The 26,559-nt window shown below is 70.1% G+C and carries 20 protein-coding genes; 11 read left to right on the top strand and 9 right to left on the bottom strand.

Going from position 1 to position 26,559, the window contains the following annotated elements; genetic code table 11:
• Nucleotides 1-23 precede the first annotated feature (23 nt).
• Genes ACFWN2_RS39760 through ACFWN2_RS39725 form a run of 8 tightly spaced genes read left to right on the top strand, consistent with a single transcriptional unit; the run spans nucleotide 24 to nucleotide 9,372 of the window.
• The gene (locus ACFWN2_RS39760; protein WP_382435738.1) at nucleotides 24-1,526 is read left to right on the top strand and encodes a sugar ABC transporter ATP-binding protein; all 1,503 of its coding nucleotides are present in this window, start codon (nucleotides 24-26) and stop codon (nucleotides 1,524-1,526) included.
• Entirely contained in the window at nucleotides 1,523-2,557 is a 1,035-nt protein-coding gene (locus ACFWN2_RS39755) for an ABC transporter permease (protein WP_382435737.1), read from the top strand. The genes ACFWN2_RS39760 and ACFWN2_RS39755 overlap by 4 nt, the downstream gene beginning before the upstream one ends.
• Nucleotides 2,550-3,509 carry an ABC transporter permease gene (locus ACFWN2_RS39750; RefSeq protein WP_382435736.1) on the top strand — a complete coding sequence of 320 codons (960 nt, stop codon included), beginning with the start codon at nucleotides 2,550-2,552 and terminating at the stop codon, nucleotides 3,507-3,509. The genes ACFWN2_RS39755 and ACFWN2_RS39750 overlap by 8 nt, the downstream gene beginning before the upstream one ends.
• Nucleotides 3,506-4,570: a rhamnose ABC transporter substrate-binding protein gene (rhaS, locus tag ACFWN2_RS39745; protein ID WP_382435735.1), complete on the top strand. Its 1,065-nt coding sequence runs from the start codon at nucleotides 3,506-3,508 to the stop codon at nucleotides 4,568-4,570. The genes ACFWN2_RS39750 and rhaS overlap by 4 nt, the downstream gene beginning before the upstream one ends.
• A 1-nt stretch (nucleotide 4,571) precedes the next feature.
• Entirely contained in the window at nucleotides 4,572-4,883 is a 312-nt protein-coding gene (locus tag ACFWN2_RS39740; protein ID WP_382435734.1) for an L-rhamnose mutarotase, read from the top strand.
• Nucleotides 4,884-4,901: 18 nt separating this feature from the next.
• Nucleotides 4,902-6,056, top strand: coding sequence for an L-rhamnose isomerase (gene rhaI, locus ACFWN2_RS39735; protein ID WP_382435733.1), 1,155 nt, complete (start codon nucleotides 4,902-4,904; stop codon nucleotides 6,054-6,056).
• On the top strand, nucleotides 6,056-8,080 hold the full coding sequence (locus ACFWN2_RS39730) for a bifunctional aldolase/short-chain dehydrogenase (RefSeq protein ID WP_382435732.1): 2,025 nt from the start codon (nucleotides 6,056-6,058) through the stop codon (nucleotides 8,078-8,080). The genes rhaI and ACFWN2_RS39730 overlap by 1 nt, the downstream gene beginning before the upstream one ends.
• Nucleotides 8,077-9,372, top strand: a complete 1,296-nt coding sequence (locus tag ACFWN2_RS39725) for a rhamnulokinase family protein (RefSeq protein ID WP_382435731.1) — start codon at nucleotides 8,077-8,079, stop codon at nucleotides 9,370-9,372. The genes ACFWN2_RS39730 and ACFWN2_RS39725 overlap by 4 nt, the downstream gene beginning before the upstream one ends.
• On the opposite strand, the gene ACFWN2_RS39720 is transcribed toward ACFWN2_RS39725, so the two are convergent.
• Entirely contained in the window at nucleotides 9,357-10,238 is an 882-nt protein-coding gene (locus tag ACFWN2_RS39720; RefSeq protein WP_382435730.1) for a CPBP family intramembrane glutamic endopeptidase, read from the bottom strand. The two genes, ACFWN2_RS39725 and ACFWN2_RS39720, sit on opposite strands and share 16 nt — an antisense overlap.
• Before the next feature lie 111 nt (nucleotides 10,239-10,349).
• The gene (locus ACFWN2_RS39715; RefSeq protein ID WP_382435729.1) at nucleotides 10,350-10,865 is read right to left on the bottom strand and encodes a helix-turn-helix domain-containing protein; all 516 of its coding nucleotides are present in this window, start codon (nucleotides 10,863-10,865) and stop codon (nucleotides 10,350-10,352) included.
• Between the two features lie 59 nt (nucleotides 10,866-10,924).
• On the opposite strand from ACFWN2_RS39715, the gene ACFWN2_RS39710 reads away from it, so the two are divergent.
• Nucleotides 10,925-11,839, top strand: a complete 915-nt coding sequence (locus ACFWN2_RS39710) for an alpha/beta hydrolase (protein WP_382435728.1) — start codon at nucleotides 10,925-10,927, stop codon at nucleotides 11,837-11,839.
• Here the strand turns inward: ACFWN2_RS39710 and ACFWN2_RS39705 are convergent.
• Both ACFWN2_RS39705 and ACFWN2_RS39700 read right to left on the bottom strand, forming a co-directional pair.
• A complete protein-coding gene (locus ACFWN2_RS39705; RefSeq protein ID WP_382435727.1) occupies nucleotides 11,793-14,894 on the bottom strand; it encodes a family 78 glycoside hydrolase catalytic domain in 3,102 nt (1,033 codons plus the stop codon). The genes ACFWN2_RS39710 and ACFWN2_RS39705 overlap by 47 nt on opposite strands.
• Before the next feature lie 138 nt (nucleotides 14,895-15,032).
• On the bottom strand, nucleotides 15,033-17,288 hold the full coding sequence (locus tag ACFWN2_RS39700; RefSeq protein ID WP_382435726.1) for a cellulase family glycosylhydrolase: 2,256 nt from the start codon (nucleotides 17,286-17,288) through the stop codon (nucleotides 15,033-15,035).
• Between the two features lie 285 nt (nucleotides 17,289-17,573).
• Between ACFWN2_RS39700 and ACFWN2_RS39695 the strand changes: the two genes are divergently transcribed.
• Nucleotides 17,574-19,808, top strand: coding sequence for a rhamnogalacturonan lyase (locus tag ACFWN2_RS39695; RefSeq protein ID WP_382435725.1), 2,235 nt, complete (start codon nucleotides 17,574-17,576; stop codon nucleotides 19,806-19,808).
• A 42-nt stretch (nucleotides 19,809-19,850) separates the two neighbouring features.
• Nucleotides 19,851-20,813, top strand: coding sequence for an acetylxylan esterase (locus tag ACFWN2_RS39690; RefSeq protein WP_382435724.1), 963 nt, complete (start codon nucleotides 19,851-19,853; stop codon nucleotides 20,811-20,813).
• Here ACFWN2_RS39690 and ACFWN2_RS39685 read toward each other — a convergent pair.
• From ACFWN2_RS39685 to ACFWN2_RS39665, 5 genes are all read right to left on the bottom strand, one after another.
• Complete coding sequence (locus tag ACFWN2_RS39685; protein WP_382435723.1) at nucleotides 20,810-22,588, bottom strand: rhamnogalacturonan lyase; 1,779 nt, start codon at nucleotides 22,586-22,588, stop codon at nucleotides 20,810-20,812. The two genes, ACFWN2_RS39690 and ACFWN2_RS39685, sit on opposite strands and share 4 nt — an antisense overlap.
• A 65-nt stretch (nucleotides 22,589-22,653) precedes the next feature.
• Entirely contained in the window at nucleotides 22,654-23,319 is a 666-nt protein-coding gene (locus ACFWN2_RS39680) for a cupin domain-containing protein (RefSeq protein WP_382435722.1), read from the bottom strand.
• On the bottom strand, nucleotides 23,313-24,191 hold the full coding sequence (locus tag ACFWN2_RS39675) for a PmoA family protein (RefSeq protein ID WP_382435721.1): 879 nt from the start codon (nucleotides 24,189-24,191) through the stop codon (nucleotides 23,313-23,315). The genes ACFWN2_RS39680 and ACFWN2_RS39675 overlap by 7 nt, the downstream gene beginning before the upstream one ends.
• On the bottom strand, nucleotides 24,173-25,255 hold the full coding sequence (locus ACFWN2_RS39670; RefSeq protein WP_382435720.1) for a Gfo/Idh/MocA family protein: 1,083 nt from the start codon (nucleotides 25,253-25,255) through the stop codon (nucleotides 24,173-24,175). The genes ACFWN2_RS39675 and ACFWN2_RS39670 overlap by 19 nt, the downstream gene beginning before the upstream one ends.
• On the bottom strand, nucleotides 25,252-26,559 hold the full coding sequence (locus ACFWN2_RS39665) for an ABC transporter substrate-binding protein (RefSeq protein WP_382435719.1): 1,308 nt from the start codon (nucleotides 26,557-26,559) through the stop codon (nucleotides 25,252-25,254). The genes ACFWN2_RS39670 and ACFWN2_RS39665 overlap by 4 nt, the downstream gene beginning before the upstream one ends.

Here is a 26,559-nt window from a genome sequence, read left to right as displayed (position 1 = left end):
TTCAACATCGAGGAGACACGGACGTGGACCGACCTCCCGTGGTGGCACTGGAGCAGGTGAGCAAGTCCTTCGGCGCCGTCCGCGCGTTGTCCGGGGTGTCGCTGGAACTGCTGCCCGGCGAGGCCCACGCCCTGCTCGGGGAGAACGGCGCGGGCAAGTCGACGCTGATCAAGACCCTCGCCGGCGTCCACCGCCCCGACGCGGGCGCGGTGCTGGTCGACGGGGCCGCGCAACGGTTCTCCGGTCCCGCCGACGCCCTGGCCGCGGGCATCGCGATCATCTACCAGGAACCGACGCTGTTCGGCGACCTGTCGGTGGCCGAGAACGTGTTCATGGGCCGCCAGCCGCTCGGGTTCGGCCGCCGCATCGACGTCGCGGAGATGCACGCGCGGACCTCGGAGTTGTTCTCACGCCTGGGAGTCCGCCTCGACCCGGCCCGTCCGGCCCGCGGACTGTCCATTGCGGACCAGCAGCTCGTGGAGATCGCCAAGGCGCTGTCGTTCGACGCCCGCGTGATCGTCATGGACGAGCCGACCGCCGCCCTGTCCGCGCACGAGGTGCAACGACTTTTCGGCGTGGTGCAGGCGTTGCGGTCACAGGACGCGGCGGTGCTGTTCGTGTCGCACCGGCTCAACGAGGTCTTCGAACTGTGCCAGCGCGCCACCGTGCTGCGCGACGGCGAGTTCGTCTGGTCCGGTGCGCTGGACGACGAGACGCCGGACTCGTTGGTGCGCCGGATGGTCGGCCGCGAACTGTCGCAGCTCTTCCCCAAGGAGGAGGTCGCCGCCGGCGAGGTGTTGCTGTCGGTGCAGCGGCTGACCCGCGAGGGCGTGTTCACCGACGTGTCGTTCGACGTTCGCGCGGGCGAGATCGTTGCCCTGTCAGGCCTTGTGGGCGCGGGACGCAGCGAGGTGGCGCGGGCGGTGTTCGGCATCGACCGCCCCGACGGCGGTTCCGTGCACGTGGGTGGCCGCCGGCTGAAGTACGGCTCCCCCACCGCCGCGATGGCCGCGGGCATCGGGTTCGTGCCGGAGGACCGCCGCCAGCAGGGTCTCGTGATGGACGCGTCCATCGAACGCAACACCGCGCTCGCCTCGCTCGGCCGGCTGTCGACGTTCGGGTTGCTGCGACGACGTTCGGAACGCGCCCTCGCGCAGGACTGGGCGGTGAAGCTGCGCCTGAAGTTCGCGCGGCTGAGCGACCCCGTCGGCGTGCTGTCCGGCGGCAACCAGCAGAAGGTCGTGCTCGCGAAGTGGCTGGCGCGCAAGCCTTCCGTGCTGATCGTCGACGAGCCGACCCGCGGCATCGACGTCGGCACCAAGGCGGAGGTGCACCGGCTGCTGTCGGAGCTGGCCGGGCAGGGCGTGGCGGTGTTGATGATCTCGTCGGAGCTGCCGGAGGTGCTGGGGATGGCCGACCGGGTGCTGGTGATGCACGAAGGGCGGCTGGTGGAGGAGTTGTCGCGGGCCGAGGCGACGGAGGAACGGGTGGCGCTGGCGGCCGCGGGTCAGGTGGTGGCGAAGTGACCGCTACCGCCGTCGCACCCTCGCGCCGCACCGCGGCCCGCCGCCTCTCCACCCGAGTGGGCCGCGTCCGCGAGCTGGGCATCGTCGTCGCACTCGCCCTGGTCGTCATCCCCACAGCGATCGTCAACCCGCGCTTCATCCAGCCCCAGAGCCTGCGCGACCTCCTGCTCAACGCCTCGATCGTCGCCCTCCTCGCCGTGGGCCAGACCCTCGTCGTCATCACCCGCAACGTCGACCTGTCCGTCGGCTCGGTCCTGGGCCTGTCCGCGTTCCTCACCGCCCAGCACTTCGCCGACAACCCCGGCACCCCGATCGTGCTGGGCATCGGGTTCGGCGTCGCGGTCGGCCTCGCGTGCGGGCTGCTCAACGGGCTGCTGGTGGCGCTGGGCAACGTGCCGAGCCTCGTGGTCACACTCGGCACGCTCTACGTGTTCCGCGGCGTCGACTTCGCACTCGCCCAAGGCAAGCAGGTCAACGCCTCCAACCTCCCCGACGCCCTGCTGAACCTCGGCAGCGCCCGCGTCCTGGGCGTGCCGGTGCTCGTGCTGATCACCCTCGTCGTCATCGTGGTGGCCGCCGTCTACCTGCGCTCCTACCGGTCCGGCCGCGAGCTGTACGCGATCGGCTCGAACCCGGAGGCCGCGACCCTCGCAGGCATTCCGGTGGCTCGGCGAACACTGACCACGTTCGTCCTTTCCGGACTGGTCGCGGGACTGGCCGGGGCGCTGTGGGTGGCCCGCTACGGCACGGTGGACGCGGCCGCGGGCACCGGGCTCGAACTCCAGGTCGTCGCGGCGGTCGTGGTTGGTGGTGTCGCGATCTTCGGCGGATCGGGCACGGTGACCGGGGCCGCGCTCGGCGCGTTGTTGCTGGGCACGATCACGAGTTGCCTGGTGGTGCTGCAGATCCCCGCGTTCTGGCAGCAGGCGATCGCGGGCGCGTTGCTGCTCAGCGCGATCACCGTCGACCGGCTCCTCGCGCTGCGGCTGGCGAAGGCCCTGCGCACCTCGGAAGGGACCAGCCATGCGTAACCTGCTGCGGTGGGAGACCGCGCTGGTGTTCCTGCTGATCGTCGTGGCGCTGACCGGTCAGGTCGGCACGGACGGCTCGTTCCTGTCCGGTGGCAACCTCTTCTACCTCGGGCTCGACATCGGCGAGATCGCGTTGATCGCGCTGCCGCTGACGCTGGTGATCGTGGCGGGAGAGATCGACCTGTCCGTGGCGTCGGTGCTCGGGCTGTCCAGCGCGTTGATCGGCTGGCTGTGGAACGCGGGCTGGTCGCTGGAGACGATCCTGCCGACCGTGATCGTGGTGGGCGCGATCTGCGGCGCGGTCAACGGGCTGCTGGTCACGCGGCTCGGGCTGCCCAGCCTCGCGGTCACCATCGGCACGCTGGCCCTCTACCGCGGGCTCGCGCTGGTCGTCCTGGGTGACACGGCGGTCGCCGACTTCCCGGCGAGCTACACGTCGTTCGGCACGACCCCGTTGCCCGGCACCGACATCCCGTACCCGATCGTGCTCGCGGCGGTGCTCGCCGTCCTGTTCGGCATCGCGCTGCACGCCAGCTCGTTCGGCCGGTCCGTCTACGCGATCGGTGCCAACGAAGAGGGTGCGCGCTTCTCCGGCATCCGGGTCAAGCGGATCAAGCTGTCCCTGTTCGTGCTCGCCGGGGCCGTGGCCGCGATCGCCGGCATCGTCTACACGTTCCGCTTCTCCAGCGCCCGCGCGGACAACGGCCTCGGGCTCGAACTGGCCGTCGTCGCCGCCGTGCTGCTCGGCGGTGTGTCCATCTTCGGGGGCAAGGGCACGTTGTTCGGCGTGCTCGCGGGCGTGCTGCTGCTGGGCGGCCTGCGCAACCTCCTGATCCTGCAGGACACCTCCACCGAGGTCCTCACCATTGTCACCGGCCTCCTGCTGCTGGTGAGCGTTCTCGCCCCGTCCGTCACCCGTCGCGTCGGAAGCCTACGAAAGGCCGCGCCATGAACACACGTTTAGTGCTTGCCCTGGTGATGTCCGGGGCCGTCGCGCTCACCGCCTGCGGTGGTGGCACCACGAAGGACAGCGCCGGCGACCAGACCGGCGGCGCCACCAACGCCGCGAAGGGTGATCCCAATGCCGCCCTCAAGGAGGGCCTGAAGATCACGTTCCTGCCCAAGCAGGTCAACAACCCGTACTTCACCGTGGCGCAGAAGGGCGCCGAGCAGGCGGGCACCGCGATCAAGGCCGAGGTCAAGCCGACCGGTCCGTCCGACGCGGCCGCGTCCTCACAGGTCACCTACATCAACACCGCGGCGCAGCAGAAGCAGGACGCGCTGGTGATCTCCGCGAACGACGCCAACGCCGTGGCGCCCGCGCTGAAGAGCGCACGCCAGCAGGGTTTGAAGGTCGTCACGTTCGACTCCGACGCCGCGCCGGACGCGCGGGACGTGTTCATCAACCAGGCCACGTCGAACGAGATCGCGGCGGGCCAGGTGAAGCTGATCAGCGAGGCGGTCGGCGGGTCCGGTGAGATCGCGATCCTGTCCGCGACCCCCAACGCCACCAACCAGAACGCGTGGATCGAGGTCATGAAGACCGAGCTCGCGAAGCCCGAGTACTCGGGGCTCAAGCTCGTCGAGACCGCGTACGGCAACGACGACGACCAGACATCGTTCCAGAAGACCCAGGGTCTGCTGCAGGCGCACCCGAACCTCAAGGGCATCATCTCGCCGACCACCGTCGGTGTCGCCGCGGCCGCCCGGTACCTCAGCTCGTCGGAGTACAAGGGCAAGGTCCAGCTCACCGGTCTCGGCACGCCGAACCAGATGCGCAAGTTCGTGCAGGACGGCACGGTGAAGTCGTTCGCGCTGTGGGACCCGAGCAAGCTCGGCTACCTCGCGACCTACACCGCCGCCGCGCTCGCGTCCGGGCAGATCACGGGTGCGGAGGGCGAGAAGTACAAGGCCGGTGACCTCGGCGACTACACGATCGGCGCCAAGGGTGAGGTCGTGCTCGGCCCGCCGACCGTGTTCACCAAGGACAACATCGAGCAGTTCGACTTCTGACATGCGCGTCTGCTTCACCTTGCGGGTCCGCCCCGGTCGTCTCGACGAGTACCGGGCGCGGCACCGCGAGGTGTGGCCGGAGATGCGGGCCGCCCTCAGCGACGCGGGATGGCGCAACTACAGCCTCTTCCTCGCCGGGGACGGCCTGCTCGTCGGTTACCTGGAGTGCGACGACTTCGACGCGGCTCTCGCGGAGATGGCCCGCACCGAGGTGAACGCGCGCTGGCAGACCGAGATGGCGGAGTTCTTCGTCGGTGACGGCAACGCCGACGAACGGATGACGCCGCTCGACGAGGTCTTCCACCTCGACTGAGCTTTTTTGGGGAGAACCATGAGTGTGAAAGACGCGTTGCGCGACCAGCGGATCGAGACTCCCTCGTGGGCGTACGGCAACTCCGGTACGCGGTTCAAGGTCTTCGCGCAGCAGGGAGTTCCGCGCACTCCGCAGGAGAAGATCGACGACGCCGCGGTGGTGCACCGCCTGACCGGCGTCGCGCCGACCGTGGCGTTGCACATCCCGTGGGACAGGGTCGACGACTACGGCAAGCTGGCTTCCTACGCGCGTGATCGCGGTGTCGCGCTCGGGGCCATCAACTCCAACGTGTTCCAGGACGACGACTACAAGCTCGGCAGCGTCTGCCACCCGGACGCCTCGGTGCGGCGCAAGGCTTTGGCGCACCTGCTGGAGTGCGTCGACATCATGGACGCCACCGGGTCCCGTGATCTCAAGCTGTGGTTCGCGGACGGGCTGAACTACCCCGGCCAGGACAACATCCGCGCCCGTCAGGACCGGCTGGCCGAGGCGTTGCAGGAGACCTACGCCCGGCTCGGCCCCGATCAGCGGATGCTGGTGGAGTACAAGCTCTTCGAGCCCGCCTTCTACGTGACGGACGTGCCGGACTGGGGCACGGCGTTCGCGCACTGCCTGCAGCTGGGCGACAAGGCCCAGGTGGTGATCGACACCGGGCACCACGCCCCCGGCACGAACATCGAGTTCATCGTGTCGTTCCTGTTGCGGGCGGGGAAGCTCGGCGCGTTCGACTTCAACTCGCGCTTCTACGCCGACGACGACCTGATGGTCGGGGCGGCCGACCCGTTCCAGCTGTTCCGGATCATGCACGAGATCGTGCTGGCGGACGCGCTGACGCCCGCGGCCGGCATCGCGTTCATGCTCGACCAGTGCCACAACCTGGAGCCGAAGATCCCGGCGATCATCCGGTCGGTGCTCAACGTCCAGGAGGCCACGGCGAAGGCGCTCCTGGTCGACCACTCCGAACTGGCCGTGGCGCAGCAGGCCGGTGACGTGCTCGGCGCGAACGCCGCGTTGATGGACGCCTACAACACCGATGTGCGGCCACTGCTGCGAGAACTGCGCGAGGAGATGGGCCTGGATCCCGATCCGATGGCCGCGTACCGGCGGTCCGGGTACGCCGAGCGGATCGTCGCGGAACGAGTCGGTGGCGAGGCCGCCGGGTGGGGTGCGTGATGGAGCAGGTCCAAGCGCTGCTGGGCAGGAGCAACCGGCTCGGCGCCGATCCGCGCAACACCAACTACGCGGGCGGCAACACCTCGGCCAAAGGTGCGCAGGTCGACCCGGTGACCGGACAGCCCGTCGATCTCATGTGGGTCAAGGGATCCGGCGGTGACCTGGGGACGTTGAAGGAGTCCGGGCTCGCGGTGCTGCGGCTCGACCGGTTGCGCGCGCTGACCGAGGTGTATCCGGGGGTCGAGCGCGAGGACGAGATGGTCGCCGCGTTCGACTTCTGCCTGCACGGCAAGGGAGGCGCGGCGCCGTCGATCGACACGGCCATGCACGGGCTGGTGGACGCGGCGCACGTCGACCACCTGCACCCGGACGCCGGCATCGCGTTCGCGACCGCCGCCGACGGTGAGGCGCTGGTCAAGGCGTGCTTCGGCGACCGCGTGGCGTGGGTGCCGTGGCGGCGGCCCGGTTTCCAGCTGGGGCTCGACATCGCGGCGATCAAGCTCGACCACCCGCAGGCGATCGGTGTGGTCCTGGGCGGGCACGGCATCACGGCGTGGGGTGCGACGAGCGAGGAGTGCGAGGCCCACTCGCTGGAGATCATCGCGGGTGCGCAGCGCTACCTCGACGAGCACGGCCGCGCGGAGCCGTTCGGTCCGGTGGTCCACGAACCGCTGCCTGAGACCGATCGCCGGGTGAGGGCCGCTGAGCTGGCACCGGTGATCCGCGGGCTGGCCTCCACCGACAGCCCGCAGGTCGGCCACTTCACCGAGTCCGAGGTGGTGCTGGACTTCCTGTCGCGCGAACGGCATCCCGAACTGGCCGCGCTCGGCACGTCGTGCCCGGACCACTTCCTGCGGACCAAGGTCCGGCCGCTGGTGGTCGACCTGCCGCCGACCGCGCCTCTCACCGATGTCGTGGAACGCTTGAAGGAGCTGCACTCCGGTTACCGGGAGGACTACCGGGCCTACTACGAGCGGCACGCCGAGCCGGACAGTCCGCCGATGCGCGGCGCGGACCCGGCGGTCGTGCTGGTGCCGGGCGTCGGCATGTTCAGCTTCGGCCGCGACAAGCAGACCGCGCGGGTGGCCGGCGAGTTCTACGTGAACGCGATCAACGTGATGCGGGGCGCCGAGTCGGTCTCTCGGTACGCGCCGATCGAGGAGCGCGAGAAGTTCCGCATCGAGTACTGGGCTTTGGAAGAGGCCAAGCTCCAGCGCATGCCGAAGCCCAAGCCTCTGGCCACCCGCGTCGCGCTCGTCACCGGTGGTGGTTCGGGCATCGGCAGGGCGGTGGCCGTGCGGCTGGCAGCCGAGGGCGCGTGCGTCGTGGTCGCCGACCGGGACGGCGACGCCGCACGTGAGGTCGCTTCCGGGATCGGTTCTGCGGACGTGGCGGTACCGGTGACGGTCGACGTCACCGACGCCGAGGGCATCGCCGAGGCGTTCCGCGCGGCCTCACTGGCGTTCGGCGGCGTCGACCTGGTGGTCAACAACGCCGGCCTGTCGATCTCCAAACCTCTCGCGGAGACGACCGAGGCCGACTGGGACCTGCAGCACGACGTGATGGCCAAGGGCTCGTTCCTGGTGTCGCAGCAGGCGGCGAAGGTCATGCGCGCACAGGGCATGGGCGGCGACATCGTCTACATCTCCAGCAAGAACGCGGTGTTCGCCGGCCCGAACAACGTCGCGTACGGCGCCGCGAAGGCGAACCAGGCCCACCAGGTGCGGCTGCTGGCGGCCGAACTGGGCGGCGACGGCATCCGCGTCAACGGCATCAACCCGGACGGCGTCGTCCGCGGCTCCGGCATCTTCGCCGGCGGCTGGGGCGCCCAGCGCGCCGCGGTCTACGGCGTCCCGGAGGACGAACTCGGCGCGTTCTACGCCCAGCGGACCCTGCTCAAGCGCGAGGTGCTGCCCGAGCACGTGGCGGCGGCGGTGTTCGTCTTGACGGCAGGCGACCTGTCGCTCACGACCGGCCTGCACGTGCCGGTCGACGCGGGTGTCGCGGCTGCGTTCCTGCGATGACAGCGGTAGCGGCCGTCGACCTCGGCGCGTCCAGCGGCCGAGTGGTGCGCGGGACCGTCACCGATGGCAACGTTCACATCGAGGAGGTGCACCGGTTCGCCAACGGGCCGGTGCACCACGGCGGTTCCCTGCACTGGAACGTGCGAGGACTGCACCGCGAGGTCCTGAAAGGACTGCGGCTCGCCGGTGAGGTCTCCAGCATCGGCATCGACAGCTGGGCGGTCGACTACGGCCTGCTGGACTCAGAGGGCGAGCTGCTGGCCGACCCGTTCTGCTACCGCGACTCCCGCACCGACGGCATCACCCCGGCCGACGGTTTGTACGCGGTCAACGGGCTGCAGTTCCAGCCGTTCAACACGATGTTCCAGCTGATGGCCGAACCGCTGCTCCCCCAGGCCTCCCAGCTCCTGCTCGTGCCGGACCTGATCTCCTACTGGCTCACCGGCGAGCGCGGCGCCGAGTACACCAACGCCACCACGACCGGCCTGATCGACGTCCGAACAGGACAGTGGTCGCCCGAGCTGACCCGCGACCTGCCAGGCCTGCTTCCCGCGCTGCGGCATCCCGGCGATCCGGCAGGTGTTTTCGAGGGTGTACCGGTCACGGCGGTCGGGTCGCACGACACCGCGTCCGCTGTCGTCGCCGTACCCGCCTCGAACGACCGGTTCGCCTACATCTCGTGCGGCACCTGGTCGTTGGTCGGCGTCGAACTGTCCGAGCCCGTGCTCACCGAGGAGTCCAGGGCGGCGAACTTCACCAACGAGGGCGGTGTGGACGGCACGATCCGCTACCTCCGCAACGTGATGGGCCTGTGGCTGCTGCAGGAGTGCCTGCGGAGGTGGAACGCCGACCTGGAGCCGTTGCTGCGCGAGGCCGCGACGGCGACCGGTTCGGTGTTCGACCCCAACGACCCGGTGTTCCTGCCGCCCGGTGACATGCCAGCCAGGATCGAGCGCTGGTGCGGGAAGAGCATGTCGAGACCGGAGATCGTGCGGTCCATCTTGGACAGTCTGGCACTCGCCCACCGGGACGCCGTCGTGGACGCGCAGCGGTTGTCCGGCAAGGAGGTCGAGGTCGTGCACGTCGTGGGTGGTGGTTCGCAGAACGAGTTGCTGTGCCAGCTCACCGCGGATGCGTGCGGGCTGCCCGTGGTCGCCGGGCCCGCCGAGGCGACGGCGTTGGGCAACGTGCTGGTGCAGGCGCGTGCCGTGGGCGCGGCCCACGGCACTCTCACCGACCTCAGGGAACTGGTGCGCAAGTCGCAGCCCTTGAAGCGTTACCTGCCTCGCTGAACCCGCGGGCGGATCCGGCCGGTGCGCGACGCCTGCCGCAGCAGCACCGCGGTGGCCGCAGCGCAGACCAGCAACGCGAACAAGCTGGCCTCCGGGCCGAACGTGCCGCCGGTGAGCACGGACGGGCCGGACAGGGTGGTCCGCAGCAACCCGTTCGGCACGTCGTCCGACCCGGACACCGCGATGCCGAAGAGTCCGGCGTGGGTGAAGTTCCACGCGAAGTGCAGGCCGATCGGGAACCACAGCGAGCGCGTCAGCACGTACGCCGAGGCCAGCATCGCGCCGCCGGTGAGACCGATCGCCAGCGCTCCCCACAACGTGGCGTTGACGTTGACCAGGTGCGTCGCGCCGAACAGCAACGACGACACGACCAGCGAGATCACCGTGCCCGCCCGCTCCTCCAGGATGCGGAAGAGCACGCCGCGGAACAGCACCTCCTCCATGGTCGCCACGCTGAACATCATCCCCGCGAGGCCCAGGGCGCCGAAGAACGAACCCCACGACAGTCCGTCGAGGCCGCCGAACACCACGATCAGCAGCATCAGGGCGCAGAACAACGCGAACCCGAGCAGCGCGCCGCGCAGCAGTCCGGGCCACCGGTTGCGCGCCGCCAGTTCGGGCAGGTCGTCCCGCTGCTCGACCTTGCGGGAAAGCCAGCGGTAGCAGGCGATTCCGGCGACGGCGAGCCCGATCCCCACCGGGAGCGCTAGCAGCGGGAGCGGGGCGACGAGGGTGTCGATCCCGACGACCGCCAGCATCACGGCGAACAGCGAGACGAACAGCACCGGGAACCTGAACCTGCGCAACCGGCCCGGTGCGGGCTCGGCGGTCGAACGGCTGTCCTCGGGGAAAGCACTGGGCTCCATGGCTCCGACTTCCTGAGTGGTTTGCGGGACAACGCAAACGCTAGGCAGCGGAGCCGTTCGGGGAATCCCGCTGGAGTGGACAGCCGCGAGTAGCTCTCACGGGGGACAGCGTCACTCCTCGGCGGGCATCGCCACCAGGCTCACCATCCGGCGCATGCGGCCGGCGCCCGGTGAACGACCGGTCCGCGCCGTGACCGCCGCCCGCAGTTCGGCCAGCAGTTCCGCGTGCTCGTCGGCGGTCAGCCACAGCGCGGCCTGCTGGTACGTCACGCCGTCGGCCGCGGGATCGGCCGGTTCGCGCGCGAGGTACTGGCCGAAGTCCGCCAGGAGGCTGCCGGTGAACGCGGTGAACGCGCGCCGGTGGTCCTCGGGGGACATGGCCTCGTCTAGCCGCGCGCGGTCCCAGTGCAGGCGGTAGGTGCGTTCCACGATGCCCCGCACCCGCTTCTCCTCCGTCACCTCCAGCACCCCGGCGTCGGCGAGGACGGCGACGTGCCGGTACATCGTCGCCGGCGCGATCTCCGGCAGGCGTTCGCGCAGCCGGCTGGTCGTGCTGGGGTGCCCGTCGAGCAGCGCCTGCACGATGCGCAGCCGGACGGGGTGCAGCAGGAGGTCCGAGGCGGCCATGGCGCCCACGTTCTCATCAGTGATACTGTTCTCAAAACTGATAACAGTGAGGAGCGATCGTGATCGACCGCCACCCGCGCACCGAGATCTCGTTCAACGTCAACGGACACACCCTGCACGGCACGCTCACCCTGCCTCCGGGACCGGGTCCGCACCCCGCGGCGCTGTGCTTACCGGGGTCGGGGCGCGTCGACCGCGACTCCAACGCCGGACGCCTGCGCATGGACCTGGGCGTTCCGCTCGCACAAACCCTTGCGGCGGCGGGGATCGCTTCCCTGCGGTATGACCGGCGCGGGGTGGGCGCCTCCCCCGGCGACTGGCGGGAGGCGGGGTTCCTGGACAACCGCGCCGACGCGGCGGCGATCTTCAACGCGTTGCGCGACAGGCCGGAGATCAGGTCTGAGGCCGTCGGCGTGATCGGACACAGCGAAGGCGCCGTCCACGCGATGTGGCTCGGGGCCCACGAACACCCGGCCGCTGTCGTCCTGCTCGCCGGCTACGCCCGGTCCGGCAAGGAAGCCGTGCTCTGGCAGGCCTCACGGGTCGCGGGCACGCTGCCCGGGCCGATCCGGCTGATCACGCCGTTGCTGGGCCGGATCGGTGCACGGCAGCTGGCCGCGGTGGAGGCGACGACCACGGACGTGGCCCGCGTCGGCGGCATGAAGGTCAACGCCCGCTGGTGGCGCGAGCAGCTGGTCCACGACCCCCGCGCCGACCTGCCCGGCATCACCGCGCCGGTCCTGGCGATCACCGGCGAGAAGGACCTCCAGGTCTCCGCGGACGACCTGGAGGTCATCGCCTCCCTCGTGCCCGGCGCGGACGTCCGCCGGGTGCCCGATCTGACGCACCTGCTGCGGCGCGACTCCCAGGCCCCGGCGCTGACGTCCTACGGTCGTCTGCTGCGTCAGCCGGTGGATGCCGGCCTGCTCACCGAGGTGGCGTCGTGGCTGGCTCCGCGGCTTTCCGCCCGTTGAACGTCCACCGGCCGTGCGGCACCTTCACCGCACCGGAACCGGGCACGTGCACCTCGGCGGTCGACCCCACCGGCACCTCGACGGTCAGCCTCAGCACACCGTCGACCTTCGCCCACGCCACGCTGATCCGTCCGCGCACGCTCTCGAACTCGAAGCTGGCCCAGGACACCGAGCTGAGCGGCTTGACCGTGAACGTCCTGTAGCCCGCGTCGCCCGGACGAAGTCCCGCGACGTGCTCGTACAGCCACTGCACGAGCGTGCCCTTGAAGTAGTGGTTGCGCGACCGGGTGCCGGTGTCCCACATCTCCCACATGGTCTCGGCGCCGTTCGAGAACCAGTGGCCCCAGCTCGGGTACGACCGCTCGGTGGCCATGGCGTGCGCCACGTCGGCGTGACCGTTGTCCCCCAACGCCTGCAGCAGCACGCTGGCGCCGAGACACCCGACGTTGACGTGGTTGCCGTTGGCGCGGACCTCGGCGGCCAACCGGTCGGCGACGGCCTGGACCGAGCCCGCGGGCACCATGCCGAACGCCAGCGGCACGGCGTTCGACGTCTGCCGGTAATCGGGATCGCGCGAGGTGCGGTAGTAGCCGTCGAGGAACGTCTCGTTGAACCTGGCCAGCAGACCGGCGGCGACCTCGCGGTAGCGCGGAACGGGTGTGCCGATCACGTCACCGAGCTCGGCGGTGTGCAGCAACGCGCGGTAGAGGTACGCGGTCGCGGTGAGCCGGGTGTCCTCGGGCGGGATGCCGCCGGAGTTCGGAGGCAGGAAGTCGCCGAGCGCGGTCACCGCGAGGCCGTCGCGCAGCCTGGCGATCTCCCAGTCCAGGTAACGGGTGAGCACGGGCCAGTGCTGCGCGGGCAGGCGGTCGTCGCCGTAGATCCGGTACATCTCCCGCAGCACGAACGGGTACACGGTCGTCCACTCGGGAGCGGGCGCGAGTTCGCGGTAGCCCCAGCCGCCGCTCGGCACGATCACCGGAAGCTGGCCGGCGGTGTCCTGGCTGTCCGCGAGGTCGCCGAGCCACTTGGTGAAGAACTTCGCCATGCCGAACTCGGCGAGCATCGACGGCGCGCCGACCTGCGCGTCTCCGGTCCAGCCGTTCTTCTCGTAGGTCGGGGTGTCGGTGGGGATGCCGTGCAGGTTGTTGGCGACGGTCCGGCGCATCGCGGCGTCGTACTGCTCGAACAACGGCTCTGAGCAGCGGAACGTGCTGACCTTCGGGACGTCCGAGTGCACCAGGCGGCCGACCAGCTTCGGGGCGGAGCTGAGCCCCGTGACCTCGACGTACCGGAAGCCCTTGTAGGAGAACTTCGGCTCCCACGTCTCCGTGCCGCCGGCGCAGACGTACTCGTCGAGCTGGATGCGGCCGCCGCTGACGTGGCCGTTCTCCATGTGAACGCTGCCATCGGAGTTCAGCGTCTCGCCGTGCTTGAGCCGCACGACCGTACCCGCGGGAGCGTTCGCCGTGAGCTGCGTCCAGCCGGACATCGTGCGGCCCATGTCGGCGACGAACACGCCGGGCTTGTGCACGCTCACAGTCGGCGTGACCGACTCGATCACGCGGATCGGTTCGTGCTCCTGCGCCTTGAGCGTGCCCTTCGGAGCGGGCCGCACGGTCGTGAGCTGCCACTTGCCGTCGTCGAAACCGGGCCTCGTCCAGTCACGCGGGGCGAGGCGGGCGTCGTAGGTCTCGCCGGTGTACTGCGAGTTGGAGAGCGTCGGGCCGTCGGTGAGGCGCCACTGCTCGTCGGACGTGATGGTCGTGCGCGTGCCGTCCGGGTGGTCGATCTCCAGCTGTGCCAGCAGCTTCGGCTCGTCGTGCCACGGCGGGCGCTCCCACCGCCACACGTTCGGCGTCTTCATGCCGTAGAAGCCGCGGCCCAGCGTCACGCCGATCGCGTTGCGGCCCGCGCGGACCAGGCCCGTGACGTCTTGCGTCGCGTACAGGACGGTGTTGTCGTAGTCGGTGAAGCCGGGATCGAGCACGCGGTCACCGACGCGGCGGCCGTTGATCTCGGTCTCGTGGTACGCGAGGCCGCTGACGTACAGCCGGGCGCGCTTCACCGGCTTGTGCAGCGCGAACTCCCTGCGCAGCAACGGCGCGGGCTGCTCCTTCACCGTCACGTTCGCGCCCCACGGACCCTGGCCGTACGGGTCGAGCACGGTCGCCGGGGTCCACGCCGAGTCGTCGAAGTCGGGCGTCTGCCAACCGGGTTGCTCGGTGTCGGCCACCTTCCAGCCGGGACCGGTGACGAGCTCGCGCTGTCCGTCGGCCAGGTCCACGAGCAGGCGCAGCAGGAGTCCCGCCGGACCGGCCGACCGGTTCGTGGCGCGGGCGGCCAGCACGATCCGCCTGCCCGCCAGGCGGGTCACGTCCGCGCGTTGCCCGACCTTCCAGATGTCGACCTGTTCCGGCACGTGCGCGACCTCGGACCCGTTGACGTACAACGTGAAGTCGTCGTCCGCGGTCGCGACGAGCCTGGCGCGCACGGCGTCCGCGGGCAGGTCGAGCGAGGCGCGGAACCACCGGCTCTCGACCGGCGTCGTGGCCGACCAGATCCACCGCGCGCCGGTGAAGTCGATCGACGTGTCCGCGGCGCCGATCCAGCGCGCCTGCCACGGCGTGCCGAGCAACGCCGTCTCCCACCAGCGCGTCTCGCTCCAGGCCGAGGGCCGACCGGCGCCGTCCCACACCCGCACGCGCCAGTGGTAGCGCGTGCGGGGTTGGAGCGCCTTGCCGCCGAACGCGATTCCCGTCGTGCGGTCCGAGCCGACCTTGCCGGACTGCCACACGTCCGCACGGCCCGGCACGGTGCCGACCTCGACCTGGTAGGCGGTCTGCCGCGCCCCGGTGCCGCCCGCCTCCAGCACCCAGGCGAGCCGGGGTGCCGTGACGTCGGTGCCCAGCAACGTCTCCGCGTACTCGACGGTCGTGCGCACGACCCGCATGCCTGCAGCCTTCTCGGGCGGTTCGGCGTGCGCCACCCCGACCGGGAGCGCCGTCGCGGACAGCCCGACGGCCGATGTCCTGAGGAACTCACGTCTGCGCACGTCGTCTCCACCTTCGTCGCTGGATGAAACGTTTCAATCGCTGCGGCGAGGCTCAGGGTGTTGGGTTGCGACCAGACGTGTCAAGGCAGACGACAACAGGCTGTCCGCAATCGGACAGCCTGTTGAATCGTTTAAATATCAACCGGTGGTGCAGGTGCTCCCGTTCAGGGTGAACGAGCCCGGTGCCGGGTTCGACCCGCTGTACGTGCCGTTGAACCCGATGTTCGTGGACGCGTTCGGGGCGAGAGAGCCGTTCCAGCTCAGGTTCGTCGCAGTGACCGCCGCGCCGGACTGGGCGAACGTCGCTCCCCAGCCGGGCAGGGTCACGCGCTGACCGTTGGCGTAGCTGAAGGCCAGCGTCCAGCCGTTGAGCGCGCTGGTGCCCGTGTTGGTGATGGTGACGCTGGCCGTGAAACCGTTGCCACCGCCCCAGTTCTGGGCGGAGTAGCCGACCTTGCAGGCGCCGGTGCCACCGCCGGTGCCGGTCGTGGCCGACACGATCCCGGAGGTCGCCGACACGTTGCCGGCGGCGTCCTTCGCCCGCACCTGGTACCGGTAGGTGGTCGACGGCGTCAGGCCGCTGTCGGTGAACGAGTTCGTCGCCGCCGAACCGACCTGGGCGAACGAGCCGCTGCCGACGGCGCGGAGCACGTCGTAGCCCGTGACGCCGACGTTGTCGGTCGAGGCCGTCCAGTTCAGCGTCAGCCCGCTCGACGTCACGCCCGAGGCCGTCGGCGTGCCCGGAGTGGAGGGTGCCACGGTGTCGGCCGGGCCGCCACCGCCGTAGATGGTCGCCTCCTTCGAGGTCTGCCGGACACCGTTGGCGCCGTTGAGGAGCCTCTCGCCCCACGACGTCAGGCTCGCCGGGTTGAACGAGTTGACCATGTCGAGATAACCGACGTCGCTGCTGTTGCCGCTCCACGACCAGCCGAGGTACCCGAGACCGCGGGCCTGCGCCTGGGCCATGATCGTGTCCTCGTCGGGGTCGCCGTCGCTGTGGTTGTGCCCGAACTCCCCCACCACCAGCGGCAGACCGGCGGTGCGGAACGCGTCGAAGTACGCGTTGACCTTGTCCGCTGTGTTGTAGACGCCGTACATGTGGATGGAGAACACGGTGTTGCGCTGCGGGTCCGCGTTCAGCACGGAGGCCGCGTTGTCGCGCATGATGTTGCCCCAGTCCTGGCCCCACATGGGCGCGTCGGCCATCAGCAGGTGCTGCAGGCCCGCACCGCGCAGGCGGCTGATCGCGCTGCTCGTGGCACTCGCCCACGTCGCGCTCACCTGGGCGTTGTTGCCGAACGGCTCGTTGCCCAGGTTGATGACGACGTAGTTCTCCTGGCCCTTCAACGCACTCGCGACGCCGATCCAGTACGTCGCCGCCTGGTCCAGGGTCGCGGCGCCGCTCTGCTCGCCGTAGCCGGTGGTGTCGTGCACCTCCAGCACGCAGATCAGCTTGGACTGCTTGCACAGCGAGATCACGCTCGACACCTCGGACGCCGGTGTCGGACCCCAGCGCTGGCCGCTGCCGAGCACGACGCGAACGGTGTTGGCGCCGAAGGACTTGATGTCCGCGAACGCCCTCGTCTGCGACTGGTACCAGACGTGCGCGTGGTTCACGCCGCGCATCACGAACGGCGTGCCGTTGGCCTCGACGACCTGCGTGCCGTCGACCCGCAGGCCCACCGCCGCCGGTTGCGAGCCCAGAGCCGTGACCACGGCCGGGTACCAGCGACTCTCGATCTTCTGGATGCCCGTGGAGCTGGTGGGGTGCACGCCGTCGGTCGTGTCGGCCGCGGTGTCGAACCCCGTCCACTGGTCCACCACGGTGATCGGTGACGCCGTTGTGCTGTTCGCCCTCGCCCAGCCGGGGATCGCGGCGTTCAGGTCGACGACCCGTTGCGCGCACGCCGAGCAGTTGGCGGGGGTCATCGGGATGATCTGCGCGACGACCAGCTTGATCGCGGGGTTGCTCGCCCGCATCTGGCCGAGCATCGTGGTGTAGGCGCTCAGGATCGTGCTCGCCGGGATGTTGTTCCAGACGTCGTTGGTGCCGAGGTGCATCAGCACGACGTCCGGACGCGCCGACGACAGCCAGCCCGGCAACTGGTTGTCCCGCACGATGTTCGTGGCCAGGATCCCGCCGTGGCCCTCGTTCTCCCCGTCGTAGGCGAACCCGCAGCCGGGCGCCGACAGGGATCCGACGAAGTCGACGGTGTGGCCGGTGTCCTGCAGGTGCTTCGCCAGCAACGCCCGCCAGCACCCCGGCGACCCGGTGATGGAGTCACCGAGCGCCATTATTCGCGGTGTGGCCGCGACGGCCGTGGTGGGAGCGATGACCACGCAGGCCGCCAGCAGCAGACCGGTCACCACCGCTCGGAGCATTCGCAAGGTCACGACGACCTCCTGGGAAAGGGTTGACTGAGGTTCTGGGAGCGCTCCCAGAACCGGACCTTAGCCAGCCGATGACCCGACGATACCGCCGAGTGGCCCACCGCTCCCACCTGTCCGATGCGGACAACCGGCTGACGTCGCGATGTCCTGCGGGACAAGCCTCACACGCCCCGGACCGCGTTCGACCCGTTCGACGCCCGAGTGTCGAACGTTCGATGGGAAAACGCTTTCCACATTGCACGGCACCAAGTCTTGCGCCGGGCGGGGCGGACGGTTCATCGTAGCTCCGTGGATCTGCGACGAAGCGTTCTGCTCCCGTTGGTGGTCATCGCACTTCTCGCCGGACAACCGCCTGCCTCCGCGCGGCCCCGGGGCGAACGGCTCGACCGCGGGCTCGTCGCGGTCACCACCTCCTCCGGCGCGTACCTGAGCTGGCGTCTGCTCGGCCACGAGGCCACCGGCGCGACCGCGACCGGTCTGAAGGGGCCCGACTTCGCGGTCTACCGCGACGGGAAACGCATCGCGACCGTCACCGACAGCACCACGTACGCCGATCCGGACGCGAGGCCCGGCGCGCGGTACCAGGTGGCGCCCGTCGTGCACGGGGTGGCGCTGGGCCGCAGCAGGGCGGTGACGGCCTGGGCCGGGTCGCACCACGACCTCCCGCTGCGCAAGCCGGCGGACGGCGTGACGCCCGCCGGTGAGAGCTACACCTACTCCGCCAACGACGTCAGCGTCGGCGACGTGGACGGCGACGGGCGGTTCGAGTACGTCGTGAAGTGGGATCCCAGCAACTCCAAGGACGTCTCGCAGGTCGGTTACACCGGGCCGGTCTACCTCGACACGTACCGCTTCGACGGCACGTTGCTGCACCGCATCGACCTGGGCGTGAACATCAGGGCGGGCGCGCACTACACCCAGTTCCCCGTCTACGACTTCGACGGCGACGGCCGGGCCGAGATCATGGTGAAGACGGCGCCGGGCACCCGCGACGGGCGGGGCCGGTACGTCACGATGCCGCGCGAGGACGTCCGCGCGGGCTACGCGCACACCGACGACTACCGGCTGAGCGCCGAGGGCTACCGCGAACACCTGATCGACGTGTTCCGCGGCTGGCACGCCCATCCCGAGGTCGTCGCCGGACGGTGGCCCGCGACGCTGGAACAGGCGCTCGGCCTCGAACCCCGCTACGCCTACCCGTTGTCCGAAGTGGACGCTGCCGCGCTGGCCGACCACTTCATCGACGTCTACGCGCCGTCCCGCAGCGCCAACAACAGGTTGCGCCAGTTCGCCGGGTTCGTCGTCGACGGTCCCGAGTACCTGACGGTCTTCGACGGCGCGACGGGACGCGAGCTGCGGACCGTGCGCTACGAACCGGGTCGCGGCGACGACGGGTTGATGTGGGGCGACTACGCCATGAGTCGCATCGAACCCGGCAACCGCGTGGACAGGTTCCTCTCCGGAGTCGCCTACCTGGACGGGAAACGGCCGTCCGCGATCTTCGCGCGCGGCTACTACACCCGCTCGACCGTCGCCGCGTACGACTGGAACGGCCGCGACCTCACGAAGAGGTGGCTCGCCGACAGCGGCTGGGTGCCGATGACGAACCCGTTCCGCGACACCCCGCACGGCCGTGACGGCACGAGCCCGACGCACGCGAAGCTCACCACGCAGGGCGCGCACTCGTTGAGCGTGGCCGACGTCGACGGCGACGGCCGGCAGGAGATCGTCTACGGCGGCGCGACGCTCGACGACGACGGGTCGCTGAAGTACAGCTCGACCGGCGTGCTGCCCCCGGCCAGTGCCGATCCCGGTGCGACCGCACGGATCGGCCACGGCGACGCGATGCACGTCACCGACGTCGACCCGGACCGTCCGGGCCTTGAGATCCACATGGTGCACGAGGGAGCGCGCTCGGCCCCGTACGGCTACACGGTGCGGGACGCGCGGTCCGGCGAGGTCCTCTACGGCGCCTACTCCGGCCTGGACACCGGCCGCGGCATGATCGGGGACGTCCGCCCGGACGTGCGCGGCATCGAGACGTGGGCGTCGATGCCGAGCGGCTCGGACTCGTCCGGCATCTGGAGCGCGGACGGCCGCCGGCTCGACACCCGCTCCCCCGGCACGAACGCGAGCATCCGCTGGGCGGGCGACCTGACCACGCAGATCGTCGGCGGTGCCCAGGACGTGACGCCGACCATCGACGACTGGCAGCGCGGCACCCTGCTCACCGCGACCGGCACGCGGACCAACAACGGCACCAAGGGAAACCCGTCGCTCGTGGCCGACGTCCTCGGCGACTGGCGCGAGGAACTGCTGGTGCGCACGCAGGACAGCACCGCGCTGCGGTTCTACCTCAGCACCGAGCCGACCGCGCACAAGATGTACACGCTCATGCACGACCGCCAGTACCGGGTCGAGGTCGCCCGCCAGCAGACGACCTACAACCAGCCGTCCTACCCGGGCTTCTACCTGGCCTCGGACACGGACTGGTCGCGCGTGCCCCTGCCGTCCCGCCGCTGAGTCGTGTGAAGATCGCAGGGACCGCTCTAGTGAGGAGACCGCGTGCCCGTCGTCGACATGCCCGAGGAAGACCTGCTCCTGCACCGCGTCACGACGCCGGAACCGGACGACCTCGACTCGTGGTGGGCGGCACGGCTCGCGGAGACCTCGGAGGCGGCCGTGCCACCCGTTCTGACGCCGCACGAACCGGACCTCTACCAGCCGCTGTCGGTGTACGACGTGGAGTTCTCCGGCGCGCACGGCCACCGCGTCCGCGGCTGGTACCTGCGCCCGCCCGGCGAGTCGTTGCCCGTGGTGGTGACCTACATCGGCTACGGCGGCGGCCGGGGCGTGCCGGCCCAGCACACGCTGCTGCCGAGCCTGGGCTACGCGAACTTCGTGATGGACAGCAGGGCCCAGGGCGGCCGGTGGTCCGTGGGCGCCACCGCCGACGTGGGAGCGGGCACGGGCCCCGAGCACCCCGGCGTGATGACCAGGGGCATCTCCAGCCCGGAGGGCTACTACTACACGCGGCTGTTCCTCGACGCCGCCCGCGCCGTGGACGTCGCCGCCGAACTGCCCGGAGCGGACCCCGCCCGCGTCGCCGTGACCGGCGGCAGCCAGGGCGGGGCGCTGGCGCTGGCCGCGGCGGCGTTGCGGCCGGAGCAGGTGAAGGTGTGCCACTCGGACGTGCCGTTCCTCTGCGACCTGCACCGCGCCATCCGCATCGGGGGCACCCCGCCCTACACGGAGATCAGCGACTTCCTGGCGCAGCACGACGCCCTCGTGCCCACAGCGCTGAACACCCTGCGGTACGTCGACTGCGCGTTGCTGGCGCGGCGGATCACCGCGCCGACGTTGTTCAGCGTCGGGCTGATGGACGAGACGTGCCCACCGTCCACCGTGTACGCCGCGTACCACGAGGTCCGCGCGCCCAAGGAGATCACGGTGTCGCCGTTCGGCAAGCACACCACGCCCACCAGCCACCTGGAGACGCAGCTCCGTCACTTCCGCAGGCACCTCTAGGGCGTCGCGAAGCTCGCGTGCGGAGGCTGGTTGTACGCCGTGTTCTGGAACGCCACGGCCAGCCGGTACTGCCGGTCCTGCAACAACGACACCCGCCGGATGTCCGTCGTCTCGGTGGTCGAGTAGATCCGCAGCGCCCGGTTGTCCGTGGTCCGCCAGATCACCTCCTCGCGCCAGTCGCCGTAGATGTCCGCGGACAGCGCCGGCGTCGACTTGGTGCCGTTGTTGGACGCCACGCCCGAGCCGGTGAGCAGGCGCGTGTCGCCGTTGGGGCCGTACTTGTCGATGGTGGTGCCGTTGAGCAGCTCGCGCTGAGCGTCGCCGTCCCACCAGATCACGAAGTTCGTCGAACCCGGCTTGCGCGCGGACACCTGGGCGCCCGTGGTGGCGCTGCGCAGGCCTGCGACGGAGGACGACCACGCCTCGGCTCCGGGGTTGCCCGCCCAGATGTCGGCGGCCACTCCCCTGCCGTTGTCGCAGCCGCACGAGGGCGCGCTCCACAGGATCTGGCCGGTGCGCGCGTCGCCCATCCAGTGGGTGACGTCGGTGGTCGACTCGGACGGTTTGAAGACCTCCAGGCCCGCGCGGGACGGGATGAAGTCGCCCACGTGCAGCGCGTCGCCGTGGCGGGTGCCGTTCTGCCACAGGCCGCGGCCGTTGTCGTCGATCGCCATCGAGCCGTAGACGATCTCGTCACGGCCGTCGGCGTCCACGTCGGCCACCGACAGCTGGTGGTTGCCCTTGCCCTCCCAGGCCGAGCGGTTCGACTGGGTGGCTGAGTCGAACGTCCAGCGCTGGGTGAGCTGGCCGTTCCTGAAGTCCCACACCGAGATCACGCTGCGGGTGTAGTAGCCGCGCGCCATGACGATGCTCGGCCGTGAACCGTCCACATAGGCCGTTCCCGCGAGGAACCTGTCGACGCGGTTGCCGTAGCTGTCGCCCCACGACGACACGGTGCCGCGCGGGGGCACGTAGTTCTCCGTGTCGAGCACCGCGCCGTCCGTGCCGCGGAACACCGACAGGTACTCGGAGCCCGCGAGGACGTAGCCGCTGCTGTTGCGGTGGTCGGCGCTCGCGTTGCCGATCACCTGGCCGGTGCCCGACCTCGTGCCGTCGGCGGTCTTCACGGCGACCTCGGCGCGGCCGTCACCGTCGTAGTCGAACACCTGGAACTGGGTGTAGTGCGCGCCGGCGCGGATGTTGCGGCCGAGGTCTATGCGCCACAACCTGGTGCCGTTCAGCTTGTACGCGTCGAGGTAGACGTTGCCGGTGTAGCCGGACTGCGAGTTGTCCTTGGCGTTGGTGGGATCCCACTTCAGCACCAGGTCCTGCTCGCCGTCGCCGTCGAGGTCGCCGACCGACACGTCGTTCGCCACGTAGGTGTACGACTCGCCGGACGGGGTCGTTCCGCCGGAGGGGATCTGCAGGGGGACGTCCCTGCTCGTCGCGAGGGTGCCGACGGACCGCGTGGCCGCCGCCGGTTCCACGCCTCCTGCCAGCGGTCGCACCGAGTAGGTCGCGGTCGCCGGAGCGCCCTCGTCGAGGTAGCTCGTGGCCGTGGTCAGCGGTGCGCGGTTGACCCGCACTCCGTCGCGGTAGACGTGGAACGCCACGTCCGCCGCGTCCGAGCCGAGCAGCTGCCACGACACGAAGTTGCCGCGCTCCGACCGGATGCTGACGAGCCCGCGTTCCGGCGCCTCGTCCGCCAAGGCCGGAACACCGCTCGCGGTCAACACGACCACGAGCAACGCAGACAGTGAATTGAAACGTTTCATACGAGAAACGCTAGCGTCGAACGAATCGAACGACGCTCCGGCGATTTTCTTCGACTCGAATTCGATCAGTAGACGTCGAGCCGTCCGCACATGCCGAACCGCTGCGGCCCTTCCGCCTGCGTCACATGGATGTCCGCGTCGTCCAGGTGCCCGATGTCCCCTTCCCGCAACCGGTTCAGGTGCTCACCGGTGCGTTCCGCCGACGTCAGCGCGCCGTTGCGCCAGCGCTTCTCCCAGTCGTCCAGCGAATCGCGCTTCAACCGTGCCGCGGCGCGGTAGAACTCACGCAGGTCACCGGAACGCCGCAACTCCAGAAAGCCTTCGAGGGCGAGATCTCTGCGTTTCCGCGCCGATTCCTCGTCACCGGCCTGAGAAGCGGACAGGTACTTCTCGTCGTCGGCCAGCACCTCGGCGGGAAAGGTGAACACCGCGTCGCCCGCCTCGGGCAGGCCGCTGTTCTGCATGATGACGATGATCCGCAGGTCGCCGTCGTTGACCAGGCGGTGGATCGTGCCGGGCGTGAACCAGGCGACGGTGCCCTCGCGCAACGGCGTCTCGGCGAACCCGCGCGGCGTCAGGGTCTGGACGCTGCCCTGCCCGCCGATCACGTAGTAGCACTCCGAGCAGGCGAGGTGGACGTGCGGCGAACCACCGCACACCCCGTCGACGGACGGCCAGTCGTACACGCGCAGGCCGGAAATGCCCACCCCGCCCGGGAACGGCGTCACCACGGATGTTCCTCCACATAGGATTCCAGTTGGTCGCGAGTCCACTCACCGTTACCGATCACCAGCCGGTACCGCAACCGCAGGTCTTCCCCCGCCGGCAGTTCCACCGTCTCGTGGAAGGCGAACGAGGGGTTGACCGCCGCGAACGGGGTGCTGCGCACGAACCAGTGGGTGCCCTTGTTGTCCGGGTGGTCCACGAACAGCAGCGTCGAGGAGCGGTCCACCTCGTCGTGCCGCCCGATGAACGCCAGCCACCGCGCGGCCTCACCCATCATCTCCTGCCCGGAGCCTCCATCAGCGGCCATGACCGTGCCGTCGGTGAAAGATCGCGGTCCACGCCAGAAGAAGCCGGTGTACCCCGCGAGCTCACGCCCGTTGGTCGTCGGGCTGCCGAACACCAGCGGTTCCGAACGCAGGTTGGTCAGGGTCGTCGCGAACTCCAGCGTCCACGAGTCGTCCTCCACGTCCACGGTGAACGACCGGGTCTCCCCGACCCAGCGCTCCCCCGCCTCGGTGAACCACGACAGCCGCTCGTCGATCCGCGTCCCGTCGACCTCGAACTCCTCGTGCCGCATGGTGCCGACGTTCGGCAGCACCACGTAACCCTGGTCGCGCACGTACGTGACGCCGCCCCAGAAGTTCTCGCCCGACACGTCGGTCGCCGTCATCTGCACGCCCTTGTGCCAGCGGTGGTCGTGCGGCCGGAACGCCGTCACCACGTCACCGGCCAGCGAGCGCACCGGGTGGAAGAACGGCTTCGGCCCCTCGAACGCGGGTGTGGACGGCCGGTGCACGTACCGGAAGAGCTCGACGCCGCCCGCCGACACGGCGAGCACCTCGTCGTCCTGCCGCGTGATCACCGGGCGTTCGCCCACGGGGCACCGATCCCTTCCATCGAGGCGTAGAACGGGCTGTCCGGGCCGATCTGACCCGCCTTGACGACGGTGCCGGTGAACGCGGAGGCGTACAGCGCCGCGACGAACTCCATCGTGGTGCGGGTGTCCGCGAGGGAGACCGGCGGCGTGGAGCCGTTGTCCAGCGCGTCCAGGTACGCCGCCACCTGGCACCGGTGGCCGCTCACGATCCCGGTCTGCTCCTCCCTCCACCGCAGCACGACGTCCTCGTGCCCCGGTGCGGGCGTGACCGTCCAATGCGCGTCGGTGTAGCCGTAGAGGTGTTCGACCTCGACCGTCGCACGTTCGAAGTCGAACCGCAGCTCGGAGGTCTCCCGCGGTGACAGCAGCGAGTTCACCACCGACGCGACAGTGCCGTCGGCGAACGTCACCAGTGCCATCGAGACGTCCTCGGTCTGCACGTCGCGCGCCTGCCGCACCGCCACGGCCCGGATCTCCTGCCACGGACCGAGAACCGACAGCAGCAGGTCGAACTGGTGGATGCCGTGGCCCATCGTCGGCCCGCCGCCCTCGCTCTCCCACGTCCCGCGCCACGGCACGTCGAAGTAGGCGTCGCCGCGGTACCAGAGCGTGTCGCACTTCGCGACGAACGACCGGCCGAGCACCCCCTCGGAGACCAGGCGCCGCAACCGGATCGCGGCGGGCCCGAAGCGGTGCTGGAACACCGTCGCGACGCGGCCGGTCGAGCCGCGCTCGGCGGCGATCAGCGCGTCGATCTCGCCCAACGACAACGCCGGCGGCTTCTCCACGAGCACGTGGACGTTCGCCGCCAGGCATTCGAGCGCGAGCGGCACGTGGTGGCTCGGCGGCGTGCACACGTGCACCACGTCGAGGTCCTCCGCCTCCAGCAGGGCGGCGGAAGTGGGGTGCGCGCGCGGCACACCCCACTCCTTGGCGAACGCCGAGGCGCGATCGGCGTCCACGTCCACCACCGCCACCAGCTCGACGCGATCCCCCGCCGACCGCAGCGCCTCGGCGTGGGCCGCCGCGATCGCCCCGGTGCCGACGATGGCCGCGCGCCTCACTTCGCCGCGTCCACTTCGGACTGGACTTCCTTGATGAACGACGCGGCCGCCGCGTCGGGTGTCGTGCGGCCGAACAGCACGTCCTCTGTGTGCCGCTTCAGGATCGTGTCGAGCGTGCTGGCGCCGTTCGGGGTGATCCTCGGCGGGTCGCTGACCGGGACGGTGTCGAGGTACTCCTTGGCCGCCTTGTCGGTGTCCTTGAGCTGACCCGCGATCGCCTCGCGGATCTTCTGGTTGGCGGGCACACCGCGTTCGGTGAGCAGGACCTTGGCCGCCTCCTCGTCGTTGGCGAGGAAGCTGACGAACGCCGCGGCCTCTGCCGGGTACTTCGAGCGCGCGGACACCGACCAGAACATCGACGGCTTGTAGTAGGCGCCGGGTGACGCGCCCTGCGTCTCACCGGGCAGCCGCAGCAGCTTCAGCTTCTGGCCGCTGGCCGCGGTCAGCGCGGTGAGCTGGGTGTTCCACCACAGGCCGAACGCGGCGGTGTTGGTCGCCGTCGCCGACTGGTTCAGCCCGGCCGAGGCCTTCTCGATCGTCACCGACGGCGCCGCGGCCGCGCCGGACTTCGAGAGGTCCAGGATGTACTGCCAGTAGTCGCGCGCGATCTCCTGCGGCAGTACCACCTTGGCGTCCGGGTCGAAGATCGCCTTGCCCTGCTGCCGGGCACGGATGCTCAGCCCGGCCGCGTCGTTGATGCCCGGCGACTGCACGCCGAAGACAGCGCCGCCACCGGCCTTGGACACCTGGTCGCCGATCGCCTTCAGGTCGTTCCACGACCACTTGGTGTCGTCCGGGACGGGGATGTTGTACTTCGCCAGCAGGTCGAGGTTCACCATGATCGAGTACATGCCGAGGCCGACCGGCAGCCCGTACTGCTTGCCGGCGATCGCACCGGTGGCGAGCGCCTTCTGGTCGAAGTTCGCGGTGTCGAGGTGCTTCTTGGCCTCGTTGAGGTCGAGCAACGCGCCGCGCTCGGCGTAGGAGGCGATGTACAGCTCGTCCATCTGCATGATGTCGGGCGCGTCGTTGGCGGCCATGGTGGTGGCGAGGCTGTCCCAGTAGCCGTTCCACTCCTTGAACTCACCCTTGACGGTGATGTTCGGGTGCTTGCGCTGGAACATCTCGATGACCTGCTGCGTGCGCTTGTGCCGGTCGTCGGCGCCCCACCAGGTGAAGCGCAGCGTGACCTTCTCCGTCGTCAGGTCGCCACCCGCGTCGGAACCGGACCCGCACGCCACCAGGGACGCGGTCAGCGACAGCAGCACCGCCCACGCGGCGCCGCGGCGAACACCTCTGAACAT

The sequence above is a fragment of the Lentzea sp. NPDC058436 genome, assembly GCF_042721515.1.
Lineage (GTDB): Bacteria > Actinomycetota > Actinomycetes > Mycobacteriales > Pseudonocardiaceae > Lentzea.
This window is presented reverse-complemented; position numbering and strand designations above follow the sequence as displayed.